The 19263-nt window shown below is 70.8% G+C and carries 16 protein-coding genes; 13 read left to right on the top strand and 3 right to left on the bottom strand.

All coding sequences use genetic code 11. From position 1 onward, the window contains the following. The first annotated feature begins 6 nt into the window (after positions 1-6). From gatA to gatB, 3 genes are read left to right on the top strand one after another with little or no spacing between them, the layout of a single operon-like run. Positions 7-1506 (top strand): Asp-tRNA(Asn)/Glu-tRNA(Gln) amidotransferase subunit GatA, encoded by a 1500-nt coding sequence (gatA, locus tag ACTWQO_RS07915; RefSeq protein WP_443236501.1) that lies wholly within the window; start codon positions 7-9, stop codon positions 1504-1506. Next, complete coding sequence (locus ACTWQO_RS07920) at positions 1503-1742, top strand: hypothetical protein (protein ID WP_362949274.1); 240 nt, start codon at positions 1503-1505, stop codon at positions 1740-1742. The genes gatA and ACTWQO_RS07920 overlap by 4 nt, the downstream gene beginning before the upstream one ends. Positions 1743-1757: 15 nt before the next feature. Continuing rightward, entirely contained in the window at positions 1758-3272 is a 1515-nt protein-coding gene (gene gatB / locus ACTWQO_RS07925) for an Asp-tRNA(Asn)/Glu-tRNA(Gln) amidotransferase subunit GatB (RefSeq protein ID WP_443236502.1), read from the top strand. Positions 3273-3325: 53 nt separating this feature from the next. Here gatB and ACTWQO_RS07930 read toward each other — a convergent pair whose 3' ends face one another. Further along, entirely contained in the window at positions 3326-4138 is an 813-nt protein-coding gene (locus tag ACTWQO_RS07930; protein ID WP_443236503.1) for an SAM-dependent methyltransferase, read from the bottom strand. A gap of 188 nt (positions 4139-4326) precedes the next feature. Here ACTWQO_RS07930 and ACTWQO_RS07935 point away from each other — a divergent pair, with 188 nt between their 5' ends. The 8 genes from ACTWQO_RS07935 to ACTWQO_RS07970 all read left to right on the top strand — a co-directional run bounded on the left by ACTWQO_RS07935 (position 4327) and on the right by ACTWQO_RS07970 (position 12339). Next, positions 4327-4614 carry a hypothetical protein gene (locus ACTWQO_RS07935; RefSeq protein ID WP_443236504.1) on the top strand — a complete coding sequence of 96 codons (288 nt, stop codon included), beginning with the start codon at positions 4327-4329 and terminating at the stop codon, positions 4612-4614. 194 nt (positions 4615-4808) lie between these two features. Then, the gene (locus tag ACTWQO_RS07940) at positions 4809-7043 is read left to right on the top strand and encodes an MMPL family transporter (protein WP_443236505.1); all 2235 of its coding nucleotides are present in this window, start codon (positions 4809-4811) and stop codon (positions 7041-7043) included. Further along, positions 7021-7593 (top strand): GNAT family N-acetyltransferase, encoded by a 573-nt coding sequence (locus ACTWQO_RS07945; protein WP_443236506.1) that lies wholly within the window; start codon positions 7021-7023, stop codon positions 7591-7593. Before ACTWQO_RS07940 ends, ACTWQO_RS07945 begins: the two co-directional genes overlap by 23 nt. A gap of 35 nt (positions 7594-7628) precedes the next feature. Further along, positions 7629-8222, top strand: a complete 594-nt coding sequence (locus ACTWQO_RS07950) for a hypothetical protein (protein WP_443236507.1) — start codon at positions 7629-7631, stop codon at positions 8220-8222. A 196-nt stretch (positions 8223-8418) separates the two neighbouring features. Next, positions 8419-8604: a hypothetical protein gene (locus tag ACTWQO_RS07955; RefSeq protein WP_443236508.1), complete on the top strand. Its 186-nt coding sequence runs from the start codon at positions 8419-8421 to the stop codon at positions 8602-8604. A 131-nt stretch (positions 8605-8735) separates the two neighbouring features. Beyond that, positions 8736-11822: a helix-turn-helix transcriptional regulator gene (locus ACTWQO_RS07960; RefSeq protein WP_443236509.1), complete on the top strand. Its 3087-nt coding sequence runs from the start codon at positions 8736-8738 to the stop codon at positions 11820-11822. Between the two features lie 26 nt (positions 11823-11848). Next, a complete protein-coding gene (locus ACTWQO_RS07965) occupies positions 11849-12106 on the top strand; it encodes a type II toxin-antitoxin system RelE family toxin (RefSeq protein ID WP_443236510.1) in 258 nt (85 codons plus the stop codon). 35 nt (positions 12107-12141) lie between these two features. Next, entirely contained in the window at positions 12142-12339 is a 198-nt protein-coding gene (locus ACTWQO_RS07970; protein WP_443236511.1) for a DUF6191 domain-containing protein, read from the top strand. Between the two features lie 9 nt (positions 12340-12348). Here ACTWQO_RS07970 and ACTWQO_RS07975 read toward each other — a convergent pair whose 3' ends face one another. Both ACTWQO_RS07975 and ACTWQO_RS07980 read right to left on the bottom strand, forming a co-directional pair. Continuing rightward, positions 12349-13557, bottom strand: a complete 1209-nt coding sequence (locus ACTWQO_RS07975; RefSeq protein WP_443236512.1) for a PQQ-dependent sugar dehydrogenase — start codon at positions 13555-13557, stop codon at positions 12349-12351. 113 nt (positions 13558-13670) lie between these two features. Then, the gene (locus tag ACTWQO_RS07980) at positions 13671-14669 is read right to left on the bottom strand and encodes an aldo/keto reductase (RefSeq protein ID WP_443236513.1); all 999 of its coding nucleotides are present in this window, start codon (positions 14667-14669) and stop codon (positions 13671-13673) included. Positions 14670-14744: 75 nt separating this feature from the next. Here ACTWQO_RS07980 and ACTWQO_RS07985 point away from each other — a divergent pair, with 75 nt between their 5' ends. Next, positions 14745-15743 (top strand): 2-hydroxyacid dehydrogenase, encoded by a 999-nt coding sequence (locus tag ACTWQO_RS07985; protein WP_443236514.1) that lies wholly within the window; start codon positions 14745-14747, stop codon positions 15741-15743. Between the two features lie 396 nt (positions 15744-16139). Next, positions 16140-19136: a putative bifunctional diguanylate cyclase/phosphodiesterase gene (locus ACTWQO_RS07990; RefSeq protein ID WP_443236654.1), complete on the top strand. Its 2997-nt coding sequence runs from the start codon at positions 16140-16142 to the stop codon at positions 19134-19136. The last annotated feature ends 127 nt before the right edge of the window (positions 19137-19263 follow it).

The raw sequence follows: 19263 nt of genomic DNA on the forward strand, positions 1-19263 counted from the left end.
ACCACCATGACGGACCACAGCATCATCAAGCTCACCGCCGCCGAGACCGCCGCGAGGATCGCCTCCGGTGAGCTCACCGCGGTGCAGGTCACCGAGGCCCACCTGGCCCGTATCGAGGCCGTCGACGAGAAGGTGCACGCCTTCCTGCACGTCGACCGCGAGGGCGCGCTGGCCCAGGCCCGCGCCGTCGACGAGAAGCGGGCCAAGGGCGAGAAGCTCGGGCCCCTCGCCGGCGTTCCCCTGGCGCTGAAGGACATCTTCACCACCGAGGGCATCCCGACCACCGTCGGCTCGAAGATCCTCGAGGGCTGGATCCCGCCGTACGACGCGACGCTCACCAAGCGGCTGAAGGCCGCCGACGTCGTCATCCTCGGCAAGACCAACATGGACGAGTTCGCCATGGGGTCGAGCACCGAGAACAGCGCCTACGGGCCTACCGGCAACCCCTGGGACCTCACCAAGATCCCCGGCGGGTCGGGTGGTGGCTCCTCCGCCGCGCTCGCCTCGTTCCAGGCACCCCTCGCCATCGGCACCGACACCGGCGGTTCCATCCGCCAGCCGGCCTCCGTCACCGGCACGGTCGGTGTGAAGCCGACGTACGGCGCGGTCTCCCGCTACGGCATGGTCGCCTTCTCCTCCTCCCTCGACCAGGGCGGGCCCTGTGCCCGTACGGTCCTGGACGCGGCGCTGCTGCACGAGGTCATCGCCGGGCACGACCCGATGGACTCCACCTCGATCGACGCCCCGGTCCCGCCGGTCGTCGAGGCCGCCCGCAACGGCAGCGTCGAGGGCATGCGGGTCGGCGTCGTCAAGCAGTTCCGCGGTGAGGGCTACCAGGCCGGTGTCATCCAGCGCTTCGACGAGTCCGTGGCTCTGCTCAAGGAGCTGGGCGCGGAGATCGTCGAGCTGGACTGCCCGTCCTTCGACCTGGCCCTGTCGGCGTACTACCTGATCGCGCCCTCCGAGTGCTCCTCCAACCTCGCCCGCTTCGACGGCCTGCGCTACGGCCTCCGTTCCGGCGACGACGGCGCGCACTCCGCCGAGGAGGTCACCTCCCTCACCCGTGAGGCGGGCTTCGGCCCCGAGGTGAAGCGCCGGATCATGCTGGGCACGTATGCGCTGTCGAGCGGTTACTACGACGCGTACTACGGCAGCGCCCAGAAGGTCCGTACGCTCATCACGCGTGACTTCGAGAAGGCCTTCGAGCAGGTGGACGTGATCGTCTCCCCGACGACGCCGACCACCGCCTTCGCGATCGGCGAGCGTGCCGACGACCCGATGGCGATGTACCTCGCGGACCTGTGCACCATCCCGACCAACCTGGCGGGCAACGCGGCCATGTCGCTGCCCTGCGGTCTCGCGCCGGAGGACAACCTCCCGGTCGGCCTGCAGATCATCGCCCCGGCGTTGAAGGACGACCGCCTGTACAAGGTGGGGGCAGCCGTCGAGGCCGCCTTCGTGGAAAAGTGGGGGCACCCGCTTCTGGAGGAGGCACCGTCGCTGTGAGCAAGCTGTCCAAGGCCAAGGACTTCAAGAAGTCCAAGTCCGGTACGTACCTGTCGATGGCCACCACCGCGTTCGGCGCGATCGGTGTCGCCAAGCAGATCAAGAAGGCCCGCGCCGAGCAGGACACGCTCCGGCTGATCGACGCCACCGTTTCCGCGGTCGCGGTCGTCACCGGCCTCGCCATCCTGTACCGCGAACTGAAGCGGCTGGGCGACGACGACGTCCTGCTGGGCTGAGAGGGAAGTTTCACCGTGACCACCACGACCGACCTGGTGTCGTACGAGGACGCGCTGGCGTCGTACGACCCCGTCATGGGCCTTGAGGTCCATGTCGAACTCGGCACCAAGACCAAGATGTTCTGCGGTTGTTCGACCGCGCTCGGTGCCGACCCGAACACCCAGACCTGCCCGGTCTGCCTCGGCATGCCGGGCGCGCTCCCGGTCGTCAACGCGACCGGCGTCGAGTCCGCGATCAAGATCGGTCTCGCGCTGAACTGCGAGATCGCCGAGTGGTGCCGTTTCGCCCGGAAGAACTACTTCTATCCGGACATGCCGAAGAACTTCCAGACCTCCCAGTACGACGAGCCGATCGCCTTCAACGGCTATCTCGACGTACAGCTGGAGGACGGCGAGACCTTCCGCGTGGAGATCGAGCGCGCCCACATGGAGGAGGACACCGGCAAGTCGACGCACGTCGGCGGCGCGACGGGCCGCATCCACGGCGCCTCGCACTCGCTCCTCGACTACAACCGCGCCGGCATCCCGCTCATCGAGATCGTCACCAAGCCGATCGTCGGCGCGGGCGAGCGCGCTCCCGAGGTGGCGAAGGCGTACGTCCGTGAGCTGCGCGAGCTCATCAAGGCGCTCGGTGTGTCGGAAGCCCGCATGGAGATGGGGCAGATGCGCTGCGACGTGAACCTGTCGCTGCGCCCGCACGGCCGGGAGAAGTTCGGCACGCGGTCCGAGACGAAGAACGTCAACTCGCTGCGTTCCGTGGAGCGTGCGGCGCGTTACGAGATCCAGCGGCACGCGGCCGTCCTCGGCGGCGGCGGGACGATCATCCAGGAGACCCGGCACTTCCACGAGGACACCGGGTCGACGACCTCGGGCCGCGTGAAGGAAGAGGCCGAGGACTACCGGTACTTCCCGGAGCCCGACCTGGTGCCGGTCGCCCCGACCCGCGAGTGGGTCGAGGAGATCCGTGCCGGGCTGCCCGAGCTGCCGCTGGTGCGCCGCAACCGGCTCCGCGAGGAGTGGGGCATCTCGGCCACCGAGATGCAGGCGATCCTCAACGCCGGTGCGCTGGAAGCGATCGTCGCCACGATCGAGGCCGGTGCGGACGCGGCCTCCGCCCGCAAGTGGTGGATGGGCGAACTGGCCCGCAGCGCCAACGAGTCCGGCACGTCGCTGGACGAGCTGGCCATCACGCCCGTGCAGGTCGCGCGGGTCGCCGAGCTGGTCTCGAAGGGCGACCTGAACGACAAGCTGGCCCGCCAGGTCATCGAGGGCGTCCTCGCGGGCGAAGGCACCCCGGACGAGGTCGTCGACAAGCGCGGTCTGAAGGTCGTCTCCGACGAGGGCGCGCTCGGCCAGGCCGTCGACGACGCCATCGCCGGCAACCCCGGCATCGCGGACAAGATCCGCGGCGGCAAGGTGGCCGCGGCCGGCGCCCTGGTCGGCGCGGTCATGAAGGCGACCCGGGGTCAGGCGGACGCGGCTCGCGTCAAGGAGCTGATCCTGGAGAAGCTGGGCGTCAGCGAGGGCTGAGCCCACACGCGTAGTACGGCCCCGGAGGCAAGCCTCCGGGGCCGTTGCCTTACCTACGTGCGGCGACCTACGAGCCGTACGAAGCCCAGCGTGCGGCCCTCGTCCAACCGCACCATCTCGCCGACCCGGCGGGCCATCGAGCGATGGAACTCCTCGGGGCTCTCCTCGGCGACCACGTCGCACCACAGCAGCCAGTCCCGCCAGCCCTCGTCCAGCCAGTCGGCCGCCTCCACCTCGACGGCGCCACTGCGTGTCCAGTGCCGTCGCCACCAGTCGGCGGTGTGGAAGCACCAGAAGTCGGGCTCCCAGTAGGGCTTGAGATGTGCCGGAGGCTCGGTGCCCTCCGGCTCCTCCCGCAATGCGGGCACGACGACACCGATCCGCCCGCCGGGCTTCAACAGCCGGGTCAGGGTGGGCAGATAGAGGTCGTTGGTGCCGAAGTACTGGTACGCGTCGATGCTCACGATCGCGTCGAAGCTCGCCTCGGCGAACGGCAGGTCGTGCGCCTCCGTGTGCACGGGCAGCACACGGTCGGTGAATCCCGCCTCGGCGATACGCCGGGCGTTGTCGTCGGGCTTGATCCACAGGTCGGCCGCGGTGACCTGGGCGTCGTACTCCCTGGCCAGGAAGACCGAGGTCATGGCCCGGCCGCAGCCCAGATCGAGGACACGGGCGCAGGGGCGGAGGGTGTCCAGGCCGAGGGCGGGGGCCAGCCACTCCAGCAGCCACAGCGCGTTCGGGCCCATCTGGTTCTCGACGACCCAGCGGGCGTCGTAGCTGTTGCTGCGTGGGTAGCGGGCGTGGGTCAGCCGCTGGGTGAGGTCCTCATCCGAGGGCCCTGCCATCGGCGGGGTGATGTCTGGCATCGGTGAACGGGCTCCTTGAGTCCTGGGAAGCGGAGAGGGATACGGAGGAGCTCGGTCGGACGCTCAAACAATGCACCTGCTTCGGCCGGCGGCGAGGTGCCGCGAGAAGGGCGGACCGTCGGAAGCTAACAGCCGCCTCCAGCACCCCGCACCCGGTTTCTCAGCCGGAGGCGCTACGCTCGCCCGCCATGAACGGACGCGGTGAATCCGAGACCCCCGAGGACTCCGTGCAGGAGGTGCGACGGGCCCGCTGGACGGCGGCCGGGACCGGGGCGCTGCTCGCCCTCGCCGGTCTGGCCGCGTCGGCCCTGCGAGCCGGCGGCTCCGCGCCGACGGTCGTTCCGGCGGCGTACGCCTTCGGTGCGCTCGTGTGCGCGCTCGCGTCGCTCCTGGGCTCCCGGGGGCGTACCCGAAGGGCGCTGTGGCTGCTGATCATCGGGGTCATGGTGATGGCGCTGGGCGACCAGTTCGACTGATGTGACAGAGTGACCGTTACTGTCCTGTGATCTGCCTCCCACTCCTGTGAATAAGCCCACGAACGCGATAAACGATCACTTCCGCCTGCAAGAGTGGTCCTCGCATTGCTCATACGTTCTTTGCGGGCCGTTCACGTCCTGAGCGACTGTTCCCGGTCAAAGATCCACAAATCGCCACCCCTGGGAGCACGTTCGTGGCAGCCCTTGCACGCTGGTGTGTCCAACGCCGCCTCGTCGCCGTTCTGCTGTGGCTCCTCGCCTTCGGCGGGGTGACCGCGGGCGCCGCCGTCGCCGGCGCCGCGTACTCGAACGACTACGAGGCCCCCGGCACCGAGTCCGGGCGCGCCACCCAGCTGCTGCAGGACGGCTTCCCGAAGCTCGGCGGCGATGGTGACACCGTTGTCTGGCACACCGCGTCCGGCACCGTCCGCGCCGCCGACGTCGAACAGACCATGACCCGCACCCTGAACGAGATCGCGGAACTGCCCGGCGTGGCCACCGTGATCAGCCCGTACGACGGCCAGGGCGCGGCGCAGATCAGCGGCAACGGACGTACGGCCTACGCGACCGTCACCTTCGACGACCCGGTCGAGTCCATCGACAGGTCCGAGGCGCGGGCCGTCGTCGACACCGCCGAGTCCGCGCAGTCCGACGGGCTCCAGGTGGAGCTGGGCGGCAGTGCCATCGCGCTGACCGAGTCGTCCGGCGGGCACCTCGCGGAGATCGTCGGGGTGGCGGTCGCCGCGGTCGTGCTGTTCCTCGCCTTCGGCTCGCTCGCCGCCTCGCTGCTGCCCATAGCCACCGCGCTGGTGAGCGTGGGCACGGCGTACGCCGGGATCGTGCTGCTCGGGCATGTCATGACCGTGGCCGACTTCGCGCCCATGCTCGGCATGCTGATCGGGCTGGGCGTCGGCATCGACTACGCGCTGTTCATCGTGACCCGACACCGCCGCGGCCTGAAACGCGGGCTGTCCGTCACCGAGTCGGTCACCAGCGCCGTCGCGACGACCGGGCGTGCGGTGGTCTTCGCGGGCGCCACGGTCTGCATAGCCCTGCTGGGCATGCTGATCCTGCGGCTGAACTTCCTGAACGGCGTCGCCATCGCCGCCTCGTTGACCGTGGTCCTCACGGTCGCCGCCGCCGTGACCCTGCTGCCCGCGCTGCTGTCCTTCATCGGCGTACGGGCGCTCAGCCGCCGTGAGCGCCGCAGGCTCGCCGAGCACGGTCCCGAGCCCGAACTGCCGACCGGGTTCGCGGCCCGCTGGTCGGCCTTCGTGGAACGGCACCCCAAGAAACTCGGCGCGGTCGCCCTCGCCGTGATCACACTGCTGGCCCTGCCCACGCTAGGGCTCCGCCTGGGCACCTCCGACCAGGGCAACAACCCCGAGACGACGACCACCAGGCAGGCGTACGACCTGCTCGCGGACGGTTTCGGACCCGGCGTCAACGGGCCGCTGACCCTCGTCACCGCCGTCGACGGAGCCGAGGACAAGCTCGCCCTCGACAACCTCGACGCCACGCTCCGCACCACCGAGGGCGTCGCGTCCGTCATACCGGTGACCTACAGCTCCGGCGGCCACACCGCGTATCTGACCGTCGTCCCGCAGTCCTCGCCGCAGTCGCAGAAGACCAGCGCCCTCGTCGACCGGCTGCGCACCGAGGTGCTGCCGCGTGCCGAGAAGGGCACCTCGCTGGATGTGCACGTCGGCGGAGTGACGGCGGCCTACGACGACTTCGCCGAGGTCATCGTCGGCAAGCTGCCGCTGTTCGTGGGCGTCGTCGTCGGCCTCGGCTGTCTGCTGCTCCTGCTCGCCTTCCGGTCCGTCGGCATCCCGCTGAAGGCCGCCGTGATGAACGTGGCGGCCGTCGCCGCCGCGTTCGGTGTGGTCGTCGCGATCTTCCAGTGGGGGTGGGGGAGCGAGCTGCTGGGGCTGGGGCGGGCGGGACCGATCGAACCGTTCCTGCCGGTCATCATGGTGTCGGTGCTGTTCGGACTCTCCATGGACTACCAGGTCTTCCTGGTCAGCCGGATGTACGAGGAGTGGCTGGAGACCGGCGACAACCGGCGGGCCGTCCGTATCGGCCTCGCCGAGACCAGCCGGGTGATCAACTCCGCCGCCGTCATCATGATCTCGGTCTTCCTCGCCTTCGTGCTCAGCGGTGACCGCGTGATCGCCATGTTCGGCATCGCGCTGGCCGCCGCCGTCGCCCTCGACGCCTTCGTTCTCCGTACGTTGCTCGTGCCCGCCCTCATGCACCTGCTCGGCGGCGCCAACTGGTGGCTGCCGCGCCCGCTGGAGAAACACCTCCCGCGCATCAGCATCGAGCCGCCCGAGTCCCGCGCCGCCCATGAGAGGCTCGCCGACGTCGACGTGGTGGAGCAGCTGGAGAAGGAGCGGGATCAGGATGTACGCGATATCCCTGGGTGACGACGCTGAACTGCGGCCCCTGGAGCCCTGGCACGCCGAGGAGTTCCTGGCCCACCTGGAGCGCGGGCGGGAGTTCATCAACCAGTACGTCCCCTTCGGCTCCAAGGCCACGGACGTGCCGTCCGCCCGGCAGACGCTCCAGCGGTACGCCGACATGCGCGCCGCCGACACCGGTTCCCTGCACGGCATCTGGCTGGACGGCAAGCTCGTGGGCGGGGTGCTCTTCCTGAACTTCGACGCCGAGCACGGCAACGGCGAGGCCGGCTGCTGGCTGGAGCCCGCCGGCACGGGCCGCGGGCTCGTCACGCGCGCGATGCGGGTCCTCATCGACTTCGCCGTCGAGCAGCGCGGCATCCACCGGATCGAATGGGTCGCGGCCGCGGGCAACACGGCCAGCCTGAACGTGGCCCGGCGGCTCGGAATGACCCGCGACGGCACACGGCGGGAGGCGCACCCCTATCGTGGCGTGCGGCACGACCTGGAGGTGTGGTCGATCCTCGCCCCCGAATGGCGTGAAGCACGCGCGTGTGCCGCTGACAACGATCATTAAGAGACTTCTCAGACAGGATCCGTACGGTGCGCGACATGGGAACCAAGACAGCTGACGAAACCGGTGCCGGGACGGGCGCCGAGGCCACGAACGACGAGGAGAAGGTGGACGTCACCAAGACCGACGAAGTAACGGAGACCGAGGCGGAGGCCACGGCCGAGCCGGCCGACATCGAGTCCGCCGAGGACGAGGACGGCGACGAGCTGCCCGAGGCCCAGGTGAAGGAGTCGTCCGGAGTGGGTCAGGGCGCCGGCGCCATCGTCTCCGCCGCGCTCGGCCTGGTCTCGCTGACCGGCAGCTGGGTCGGCACGGTGGCCTCGGCGCGCGAGGAGATCACCGGCCAGCTGGAGATGCAGGCCTCGTCGAACGCGAGCGTCGCAGCGCAGCTTCAGGCGGTCTACGGCGACGCCTGGGAGGCCACCGCGCTGTGGGGCGGGGCCTTCGCGCTGATCGCGCTGATCGTCGGCGTCGCGGTCCTCGCCCGGCCGGCGTTCGGTGTCCCGGGCAAGCCGCAGCCGGTCTGGATCAAGTCGGTTTCCTGGGCGGGCGTCTCGCTCGGCGTCATCGGGCTGCTGCTCGCCGTCCTCAAGTACACCGACGTCCTGGTCAGCCTGCCCTCCACGAGCTGAACCACCGCAGGACCTGAGGGGTCTTAGGGCATCCGTAAGCACCTTACGGAGTTCCTGGGACCCCTCACGCACGTCTAAGGCGCCGCCCGCAGCCGAAGATGCGGAACTCTCCCGATGTGGCGGACCCCCCTGGGAGACGAAGGTAGAGGCATCGCAGAAAGCGAGACCCGAAACCGACTCTCACCGGGGAGACACCATGTACGAGTACGAGATGCTGCAGCTCCGCTCCGCCGAGCTCATCCACCAGGCAGAGCAGGAGCGGCTGGCCCGCGAGGTCGTCCGCGCCCGCCGCGCCGCCCGCCGCGATGCGGCGCGACGCACCGCCGAGCCGGACAGCCATACCCACCGCCCACGCCGGCACCGGTTCGCCCGGGTCGCATGAGCGCGGGGGAGGGCGGGGGTGGAGGGGCCGTACCGATCAGCGGTACGGCCCTCGCTCGCACTCCGGCTCAGACCACTGTCCCGACGATCGCCGGGAAGAAAACCGGTCCCGCGTTGTCGGACCCCCGTGCCATGCTCGGGGCTGTGGAGACCAGGTCCGTAAGTCCCGTTTTCGTCGGCCGTGGTGACGAGCTGGACATGCTGAACGACGCGCTCGCCGACGCCGCTGCTGGGGGTACCTCCCAGGCTATTGGCACTGGGGGAGAGCCGCAGGCGTTACTGATCGGCGGTGAGGCCGGGGTCGGCAAGACGCGGCTCGTCGAGGAGTTCGCCACCGCGGCGTGCCGGCAGGGCGCGGTCGTCGCGCTCGGCGGCTGTGTCGAGATCGGCGCCGACGGACTGCCTTTCGCCTCCTTCTCCGCCGCCCTGCGCGCCCTGCGCCGCGCCCTGCCCGACGAACTGGCCGCCGCGGCCGCCGGACAGGAGGAGGAACTGGCCCGGCTGCTGCCCGAGATGGGCGAGACACTCACCGCGCGGGCCACGGGCCGGGACGACGAAGAGGCCATGGCCCGCCTCTTCGAACTCACCGCACGCCTGCTGGAGCGCGTCGCCGCCGGCCACACCGTCGTCGTCGCGCTGGAGGACCTGCACTGGGCCGACGCCTCCACCCGCCACCTCCTCGCCTACCTGTTCCGCACGCTGCGCACCGGCCGCCTCGTCGTCCTCGCCACCTACCGCTCCGACGACATCCACCGCCGCCATCCACTGCGCCCCCTGCTCGCCGAACTCGACCGGCTGCGCACGGTCCGCCGTATCGAACTCGGCCGCTTCAGCCGCGAGGAAGTGAGCCGCCAGATCGCCGGCATACTCGCCGCCGAGCCCGACCCCGCCCAGGTCGACGAGATCTTCCAGCGCTCCGACGGCAACGCCTTCTTCGTCGAGGAACTCGCCGTCTCCGCCGCCGAGGGCTGTCGCACCGGGCTCACGGACTCCCTGCGCGATCTGCTCCTGGTCCGGGTCGAGGGCCTGCCCGAGAGCGCCCAGCGGGTCGCCCGGATCGTCGCCGAGGGCGGGTCCGCCGTCGAGTACCGGCTGCTCGCCGCCATCGCCGGGCTCGCCGAGGACGACCTGATCGAGGCGTTGCGGGCCGCCGTGAACGCCAACATCCTCAGCGCCGCCCCCGACAAGGACGGCTACCGCTTCCGCCACTCCCTGGTCCGCGAGGCCGTCGGCGACGATCTGCTGCCCGGCGAGCGCTCCCGGCTCAACCGCCGCTACGCCGAAGCCCTGGAGGCCGACCCCACGCTCGTCCCCGCCGACGAGCGCGTCATGCGCCTGGCCAGCTACTGGTACCACGCCCATGACGCCGCCAAGGCCCTGCCCGCCGTCCTCGCCGCCTCCGTCACCGCCCGCCGCCGGCACGCCTACTCCGAACAACTGCGGCTGCTGGAACGGGCGATGGAGCTTTGGGACACCGCCCCCGAGGACATCCGGGCCACGCTGCGCCCCGTCGACTACACCGAGGTGTATCCCCCCTGCGGCTGCGACCCCGCCACCACCCCGCTGCGCTCCCTCGACCTGATGGCCGAGGCCGCCGTCGCCGGGCGGCTGTGCGGGGAGCGGGAACGCGCCCTGAAGATCACCAAGCGCGCGATTCGGCTGCTGGAGGACGAGGGAGATTCCCTGCGCGCCGCCTGGTTCTGGAACCAGCGGGCCCGGCTGATCCAGGCCCTCGGCCGCGGCGACGGATGGCAGGAACTGGCCACCGCCCAGGACCTCGTACGCGGCCTGCCGCCCTCCGAAGTGCATGCCGAGGTCCTCTCCTCGGTCGCCAACTGGTCGATGCTGCACAACCCGGGCCCCGACGCGCTCACCGCCGCCGAACGCGCCGTGGAGTACGCCCGCATGGTCGGCGCCCGCGACATCGAGATGAACGCACGGCTGACCCTCGGCGGGCTCATGATCGACTCCGGTGACATCGAGCCCGGCCTCGCCCAGGTGTACCGGGTCAAGGAGCAGGTGGCCACGCTCGGCGACGTCTCCGTGATGGGCCGCGCCTTTGTGAACCTGCCCTCCCACCTGGAAGGCATAGGCCGCTCGCCGGAGGCCGTCGCCGTGCTCCAGGAAGGCGTCGATTTCGCCCGGGGACTGGGCCTGCCGGACACCGAGGCCTGGGTGTGGGGCAACCTCGCCGACTCCCTGCACTCCCTGGGCCGCTGGACCGAGGCCGCCGAAGCCGCCGACGCCTCGGAGCGCGTCGGTCAGAGCGCCAAGCCCCGCGGCTTCCGCGCCAAGACCCACGCACTGCTCGCGCTCGCCCGCGGAGACCTGACGGAGGCCGGCCGCCAACTGTCCGCGGCCCGCGGCCACTTCGGCACCCACGACAACGTGCCCCAGCACGAACTGCCGCTGGTCCGCCTCGCGATCGGCATCGCCATCGCCGAGGGCCGCCTCCTCGACGCCCGCGCCGAACTCGAGCGCGCCCTGGACACCGGCTTCCCACCCGGCACCCAGCGCTACGCCTGGCCCCTGCTCCTCACCGCCGCCACCGCGGAGGCCGACGCCCGCGGCCTGCCCACCGCCGATGCGGGCCGGGCCGAGATCCTCGACCGCATCCGCACCGCCACCAAAACCCTGGCGACGAACGTCCCCGTCTGGCAGGCGTACGAACGTTGGGTCCGCGCCGAACTGCTGCGGGCCGAGGCACGCAGCACCCCGGACGACTGGTCCGAGGCCGTCGCCGCCTTCGAATGCCTCGACCGGCCCTACGATCTCGCCCGCGTCCGGTACCGCCTCGCCGAGGCGCTGCTGCCGTCCGGCGGCGACGACGAGCGTGACCGGGCCGCCGAACTGCTCCGCCTCGCCCATGCCGTCGCCGACCACCTCGGCGCCCGCCCATTGGCCGACGCGACCGCCCTGCTCGCCCAGCGCGCCCGCCTCCCCCTGACCCACACCCCCAAACAGCAGCTCGCCCCCGCCGACCCCGCCGACGCCCTCGGCCTCACCGGCCGGGAACGCGACGTCCTGCGCCTGGTCTCCGCCGGCCGCACCAACCGCCAGATCGCCGAGGAACTCTTCATCTCCCCGAAGACCGCCAGCGTCCACGTCTCCAACATCCTGTCCAAACTCGGCGTCTCGGGCCGGGGAGAGGCGGCGGCGGTGGCGCATCGGCTGGGGCTGTTCCCGTCGGGGCACGACGACCGGCTGGCCGCGCGATAATGGAGGTCGGCCATTAGGTAGGAGCCGTGTTGTACCAGATCGAATTCACCGAGCGTGCTGCGGCACAGCGGGATGCGCTCCCCGAGGACCGGCGCAAGCTTCTGGAGCGCGGGCTCCTGAAGCTCGCCGAGGACCCGTTCACGACGGTGTCGCAGGCCGTCAGCGGTGAGGACATCCGGGTCGTCTCCGTGGCGCCCGGCCTGACAGTGGGCTACATGGTGCACCGGGCTTTTCTGATCCTCGTCTCCGTGGCGGTCCTCGATCAGTCGCTCATAGACGAATAATCACCGTCGCCACGTGGCCCGGGGAAGGAAGAACTATGTTCAACGCCTTCGAGGAACTGTTCTCCCCGGGCCGCAAGCACACCCGCGACGAGCAGAACCGGCTGGAACTGACCCGGGAGGATGTCGGGGACGGGGACCCCGGGCGTGGGCCGATAGATCTCGCGTCCGGGAAGGTCGTCGTACGGCAGCCGACGCCGGAGGAGGACGACACGGAGTCCGCCGACGAGGAGTGAGCGGCGGTTCTACCTCACCTGCACCTCCAGGATCCGGTCGTCGCCGCCGGACGGGGAACCGCGCCCGTCGGTCTCACTCGTCACCAGCCAGAGCTTGTCGCCGCCCGCCGGGACGACCGTGCGCAGCCGGCCGTACTCGCCTTCGAGGAAGGCCTGGGGGTCGGCCGAGGCCTCCGTGCCCTTCAGGGGAATGCGCCAGAGGCGTTCGCCCTTCAGGCCCGCCATCCAGACAGAGCCCTCGGCATAGGCGATGCCGCTGGGGGACGCGTCGTCCGTGCCCCACTGGGCTATGGGGTTGTGGTAGGCGGAGTTGTCGGACTTGCCCTCGGCCTCCGGCCAGCCGTAGTTGTCGCCCGGCTTGATCGCGTTCAGCTCGTCCCAGGTGTCCTGGCCGAACTCCGCGGCGAACAGGCGCTGTTTGGAGTCCCAGGCGAGACCCTGCACATTGCGGTGGCCGTAGGAGTACACGGGCGAGTTCGAGAACGGGTTGCCCGGCGCCGGTTCGCCCTCCGGGGTCAGGCGGAGGATCTTGCCGCCGAGGGAGTCCTTGTCCTGGGACAGGCCTTCCTCACCGCTCTCGCCCGTGCCCGCGTACAGCATCTTGTCCGGGCCGAAGGCGATCCGGCCGCCGTTGTGGATGAAGCCCTTGGGGATGCCCCGGAAGATCGTGTCGGGCGCGCCGAGCTGCTCGCCGGACGGCTTCCCCTCCTCGTACAGCATGCGGACGATGCGGTTGTCCGAGGCCGAGGTGAAGTACGCGTAGATCATGTGGTCCGAGGCGTAGTCCGGGGAGAGCGCGAGGCCCATGAGGCCGCCCTCTCCCGCCGGGGACACCCCCGGCACCTCGCCCAGCTCCGTCTTCTTGCCCGTCTCCGTGTCGACCCGGCTGATCGTGGCCTCGTCGCGTGAGGAGACCAGCAGGTCGCCGTCGGGGAGCGGGGCCAGGCCCCACGGGGTGTTCAGGTCCTCGGTGACCGTGCGCACGACCTTCACCGAGCCCTTCGCGGGCGGGGTGGCCTCGGCGGCCTGTCCCGAGGGCGACGACTGCGGGCTCGTACCACCCGCTGACGCGCTCTCCTCGCCGCCCGACGATTCCGAACCTCCGTCGTCGGAGGAGCAGCCGGCCGTCAGCAGGAGTGTGGCGGCGGCCAATACGGCCGCCACAGCTCGACGTTGCACGATCATGGTCCCTTCGACGCGGCGAGTTCTACTTGTCATACACCGCTCGCGCCCCACAGGTTCCCGATCAACCAATCCCGAATCACCGCCCGGCCAACCAAGCTCCGGACATCGGCACCAGCACATCCCGAAACGTCCGCAACCCGCCGTTCTCAGTCCCAGGACCCCTGCGCCCCCGGCAGCTCCGCCACCTCCGCCAGGTCCTGCACCGTGAGCCCCACCCCGGCCGCCGCCGCGTTCTCCGCCACCCAGCGCTCCTGCTTGGCGCCCGGCACCGCGACCACATGCCGTCCCTGGGCCAGCACCCATGCCAGGGAGACCTGCGCGGGTGTGACGTCCTCGCCATGGCGGCGCGCCACCCGGCGCAGACCGGCCACGATCGGCTGGTTCGCGGCCATCATCTCGGCCGTGAAACGGGGGTGGCGGGCCCGGACGTCGTCCGGTTCGAAGCCCTCGCCGGGTGTCAGCGTGCCGGTCAGGAAGCCGTTGCCGAGCGGCATCGCCGCCAGGAAACCGACGCCGCGCGCCTCGCACCACGGCAGCAGCGCCTCCAGCGCCTCCGGCGACCACACCGACAGCTCCGCCTGCACCGCGCTCACCGGGAAGACCTGCTGCACCCGCTGCAACTGCCGGACCGTCGCGTCGTGCAGCCGGGCCCCCGGCCGCCGCCCGGAGCGCGCGCCCACCGCGCACAGCCCCAACGCCCGTACCTTCCCGGCCTGGACCAGCTCCGCCATCGCGCCCCAGGTCTCCTCGACCGGAACCTCGGGGTCCTGTCGGTGCAGCTGGTAGAGGTCGATGTAGTCGGTCTGCAGCCGCCGCAGCGACGCGTCGCACGCCCGCTTCACATAGCCCGGCCGCCCGTTGGCCACGACGTGCTGCTCGCCGACCAGCAGGCCGACCTTCGTCGACACGAAGGCGTCCTCGCGGCGCTCCTTCAGCACCCGCCCCACCAGCAGCTCATTGGTGAACGGGCCGTACATGTCGGCCGTGTCGAGCAGGTTCGAGCCCAGATCGAGCGCCCGGTGCACGGCCCTGAGCGACTCGTCGCCCCGCTGCCGCGAGCCGCTGTACGCCCAGCTCATCGGCATGCACCCGAGTCCGACGGCCCCCACCACGAGCGCCGCCGCGCCGATCGTCCTGCGCTCCACCTGCCCGTAACCCTCCCTCTTCCGCGCCCCCAACCTAACCTCTGAGCCCTCGCACCCCTGACATAGCCTCCTGGCATGACTGCTGACGTGTGGCTGCCCATCCCGCCGGAAGAGATCGAAGGGCTCCCGGAAGGGCCGAACTACCGCTTCTGGAACGGTGGCGAGGACTTCCCCGCGGACCCCGCTGACTGCGTCTATTACGTGGTGCCCTATATGAAGGCGCCCGCGATCGGACAGCGCCCGCTGCCCGAGATGACGTCCCTCCAGGTCGTGCAGACCCTGTCCGCCGGCATTGATCACGTCGAGCCGGGGCTGAGGCATCTGCGTCCCGGCGTACGGCTGTGCAACGCGCGCGGGGTGCATGAGGCGAGCACCGCCGAACTCACGCTCACCCTGATCCTCGCCTCACTGCGCGGTGTACCCGACTTCGTGCGGGCGCAGGACCGGGGCGAGTGGCTCGGCGGGTTCCGGCCGGCGCTGGCCGACAAGAACGTGCTCATCGTGGGATACGGCTCGATCGGCGCCGCCATCGAGGACCGGCTCGCGCCTTTTGAGCTCGCGCGGGTGGCGCGCGTCGCGCGCTCTGAGCGCACCACGGCGCGCGGCCTGGTGCACCCGCTCACCGAACTGCCCGCCCTGCTGCCCGAGGCGGACGTCGTCATCCTGTCCACGCCCCTGACCGAAAACACCCGCCACCTGGTCAACTCCGACTTCCTGGCCCGGATGAAGGACGGCGCGCTCCTCGTCAACATCGCCCGCGGCGCGGTCGTCGACACCAAGGCCCTGCTCGCCGAACTGGAGAGCCGCCGCATCACCGCCGCCCTCGACGTCACCGACCCCGAACCGCTGCCCCGCGAACACCCCCTGTGGCGCGCGCCCGGCGTGCTCATCAGCCCCCACGTCGGCGGCCCCACATCGGCCTTCCTGCCGCGCGCCAAGCGGCTTCTCACGGACCAGTTGAGCCGTTTCGTGAACCACGAGCCGCTGCGGAACGTGATCCTTACGACAGGCGCGACCGGCACACGGCCGACGGATGCCGCGAGCGCACAGGAGCCGGACGAAACGGGCGTGTAATCCGCTTCGAGTACCCTCCGCAATCCTCCGAACGCGGTACGTGCCCACATCGCCGCTGGTCGTCACGGAGCGTAGAGAAGCTATGTCCCTGAGTGACGAGACTGGTGTATCGTCCCGACAGGGGATGCGCCGCGCACCGTTCGGCGCCGGGGATGGACATTTCAGACTGTGAGGGGGGCGACGGGCGATGCACGGCCTATGGACGAACGATCCGACGCGGCGAGGCCGCCGGCGGCGACCCTGGGGCACCGCCGCGCGCAGACGCGGCCACCACGCCAATCACCACAGCCATCACCACCGCAGGCACAGCAGCCGCAGGAGGCATGCGCACCCGGCGCACCGGGACCCCCGGGACCCCGGAGCGGCGCGGACCGGGAGGGCCCGGTGACCTCGCCGATGCCCACCACGACCACTCTCGACGGAGCGCTGCGCGCGCAGCGCCCGACGCGGGCGCTGCTGACCCGGCCACCGTCCTCCGGTGGCGGGTCGAGCCTGGTCCTCCGACTGTCACTGGCCCTGGTGTGCGCGGGATACGCCGTCGGTTCCGCGCTCGGCTGGGGCTCGCACCAAGTCGCGCTGATCATGGGTGACTTCGGTCTGAGCGCCGCGGCGGCCGCCGCGGCCGTGTCCTGTTTTCTCTACGCCCGAAGCCGGCGTATCCGGTTTCGGCCCGCCTGGCTGCTGTTCGCACTCTCCTCGGCGATGGCAGCCCTCGGCAACCTGGTCTGGGGGTGGTACGAGGTGGTCCTCGGACAGCCCGTGCCCAGCCCCAGCTACGCCGACCTGTTCTTCCTCTGCTTCGCACCGCCCGCCATCGTGGGCCTGCTGGTCCTCGCCAAACGGCCGGTGACGAAGGCGGGCTGGGTCTGCCTGGGCCTCGACGCCTGGCTGATCGGCGGCTCGCTGCTGACGCTGTCGTGGAGCCTCGCGCTCGCCCAGGCGGCGAAGTCCGAGGGATCGAGCGTGGCGCACACCGCGCTGTCGCTGGCCTACCCGCTGCTGGACATCGCCCTGGTCAGCATGGTGCTCGCGCTGCACTTCCGGCGCTCCTCGGGGAACCGCACCGCCGTGAACACCGCGATCGGCGCGCTCGCCCTGACCGTGATGTGCGACGCCCTGTTCACCTCACCGCTGCTGCACTACACCTACCGTTCCGGACAGTTGCTGGACGCGGGGTGGTTCGCCGGCTCGCTGCTCCTGGCGTACGCCCCCTGGGCCGCACCGCGGCACGGGCAACCGGAGGACGAGGGGCACACGCGCGTGGTGCACGAGCACCTGCCCGGACAGCGTGGCGGCGGCCACCACCACACCTCCTCGCAGGGAGGTGATCACAGCCGGTATCCGGTCGCCCGGCCCATCGCCGGTTCGCTGGCCGCCCTCACGCCGTATCTGGCCGCCGCGGTCTGCACCCTGGGGATCCTCTACAACGTCCTCAACGGCCGCAGCGTCGACCGCGTGGTGCTCCTCACCGGCGGCACGGTCGTGCTCGCCCTCGTGGTGCGCCAGGGCATCATGCTGCTCGACAACATCACCCTCACCCAGGAACTGGCGCAGAAGGAGAACCACTTCCGCTCCCTGGTGCAGGGTTCCAGCGACGTCATCATGATCGCCGCACCCAACGGCATCCTCCGGTACGTCTCCCCGGCCGCCGCCGGGGTCTACGGCCGTCCCGCGGAGGATCTCGTGGGTACGGAACTGGCCGATCTCATCCACCCGGAGGATCTGGGCTGCGTGGTGCACGAGGTGCGCCGTTTCCTCGCCGCCAGCCCGCTCGAAGAACCCACCACGCGCATCGAGTGCCGCTTCAAGGCCGGCGGTGGGGGCTGGCTCAACGTCGAGTCCACCGTCAACCGCCACCACGGCGGCCTGATCTTCAACAGCCGGGACGTGACCGAAAGAGTGCGCCTGCAGGCGCAGCTCCAGCACAACGCCGAACACGACCCGCTCACCGACCTGCCCAACCGCGCCCTGTTCACCCAGCGCGTCCAGCAGGCCCTGTCCGGCCGGCGCGCCTCCGACCGGGGCGCCGCACTCGCCGGTACGGCCGTCCTCTTCATCGACCTCGACGGCTTCAAGGCGGTCAACGACACGATCGGGCACCAGGCCGGGGACGAGCTGCTCGTCCAGGCCGCCCGCAGACTCCAGGACGGCGTCCGCCAGGGCGACACCGCGGCCCGCCTGGGCGGCGACGAGTTCGCGGCCCTGATCGTCGGCGACGGCACCCGTGACCGAGCCTCCCGCGAACGTCACATACTGGAGCTCGCCGACCGCCTCAGGGTCACGCTCTCGCAGCCGTATCTCATCGACGGCAACGATGTCCGGGTCGCCGCGTCCATCGGCGTGGCCTTCGCCGAGGCGGGCCTGGGCGCGGGCGAGATCCAGCGCAACGCCGACCTCGCCATGTACCGCGCCAAGGCGGCCGGCAAGGGCCGCGTGGAGCTGTACGCACCGCAGATGCAGCAGGACGTCGTACGGAAGGCGGAGCTGGCCACGCGCCTGCGGGCCGCGCTGCACGACGGCGAGTTCGCGCTGCTGCACCAGCCCGTCGTCTGTCTCGAGAACGGCCGGATCACATCGGTCGCCGCCCAGGCGCGCTGGCGCTCCTCGCAGGGGGTGCTGTTCACCCCGGCCGAGTTCCTGCGGGTGGCCGAGGACAGCGACAAGACGCAGGAACTGGGCCGCTGGGTGCTCGAGGAGGCCGTCGAGCAGGCCGCCGAGCGGGCCACGACGGGGTCGGCCGTCCCGGTGACGGTACGGGTGAGTGCCCGGCGTCTGCTGGACCGGTCGATGCCGCTCGGCTCGATCGAGGCGCTGCTCACCCGGCACGGGCTGCCGTCCGGGGCGCTGGTGATCGAGCTGGCCGACACCGATCCGCGGGTGTCCCTGGACGAGCTGGAGCGACGCCTTGGGGTGTTGCACCGGCTGGGTGTCCGGATCGCGCTCGACGGCTTCGGCAGCGGATACGGGGCGATCACCGCGCTCAGGCGGCTCCCCGTCGACGTACTGAAACTCGATCGCTCCCTGGTCGAGGGCGTCGTCGAGTCGGCTCGGCTGCACAAGATCACCAGTGGGCTGCTGCGGATCGCCGGTGATCTGGGACTGCAGTCCGTGGCCGACGGCGTGGACCTTCCGGAGCAGGTCGTGGCCTTGCGCGCGATGGGCTGCACACATGGGCAGGGCATGGCGTTCTCCGGTCCACTGGACGAGTACCGGCTGCGCAGAGCACTGGCTTCCGGCCACTATCCGGTCCCGCACGGCCCGGCCGAGCCCGCGTTCGTGGGTGGCGTGAGAGAACCGCAGGGGCGCGTCGGTGTCGAGGGTGCGACCGCGCGCAGGCCCGAAGGGTTGAGCACGGTCGCGGCCTCGACACCGACTGTGGCGCCCCGGAGGTGAACGAACAAGGGAAAGGGGTTCGGGGGTGTACACCGGTGGTGTCCCCGCTGTTCTTGGAGGCGGCAGTGCCCTTCGCTCACATAATGAGACTCCCGTCCCACCACCTTGACATGCGGTGCGTGCCGGG

The sequence above is a fragment of the Streptomyces sp. 4N124 genome, assembly GCF_052245395.1.
GTDB lineage: Bacteria > Actinomycetota > Actinomycetes > Streptomycetales > Streptomycetaceae > Streptomyces.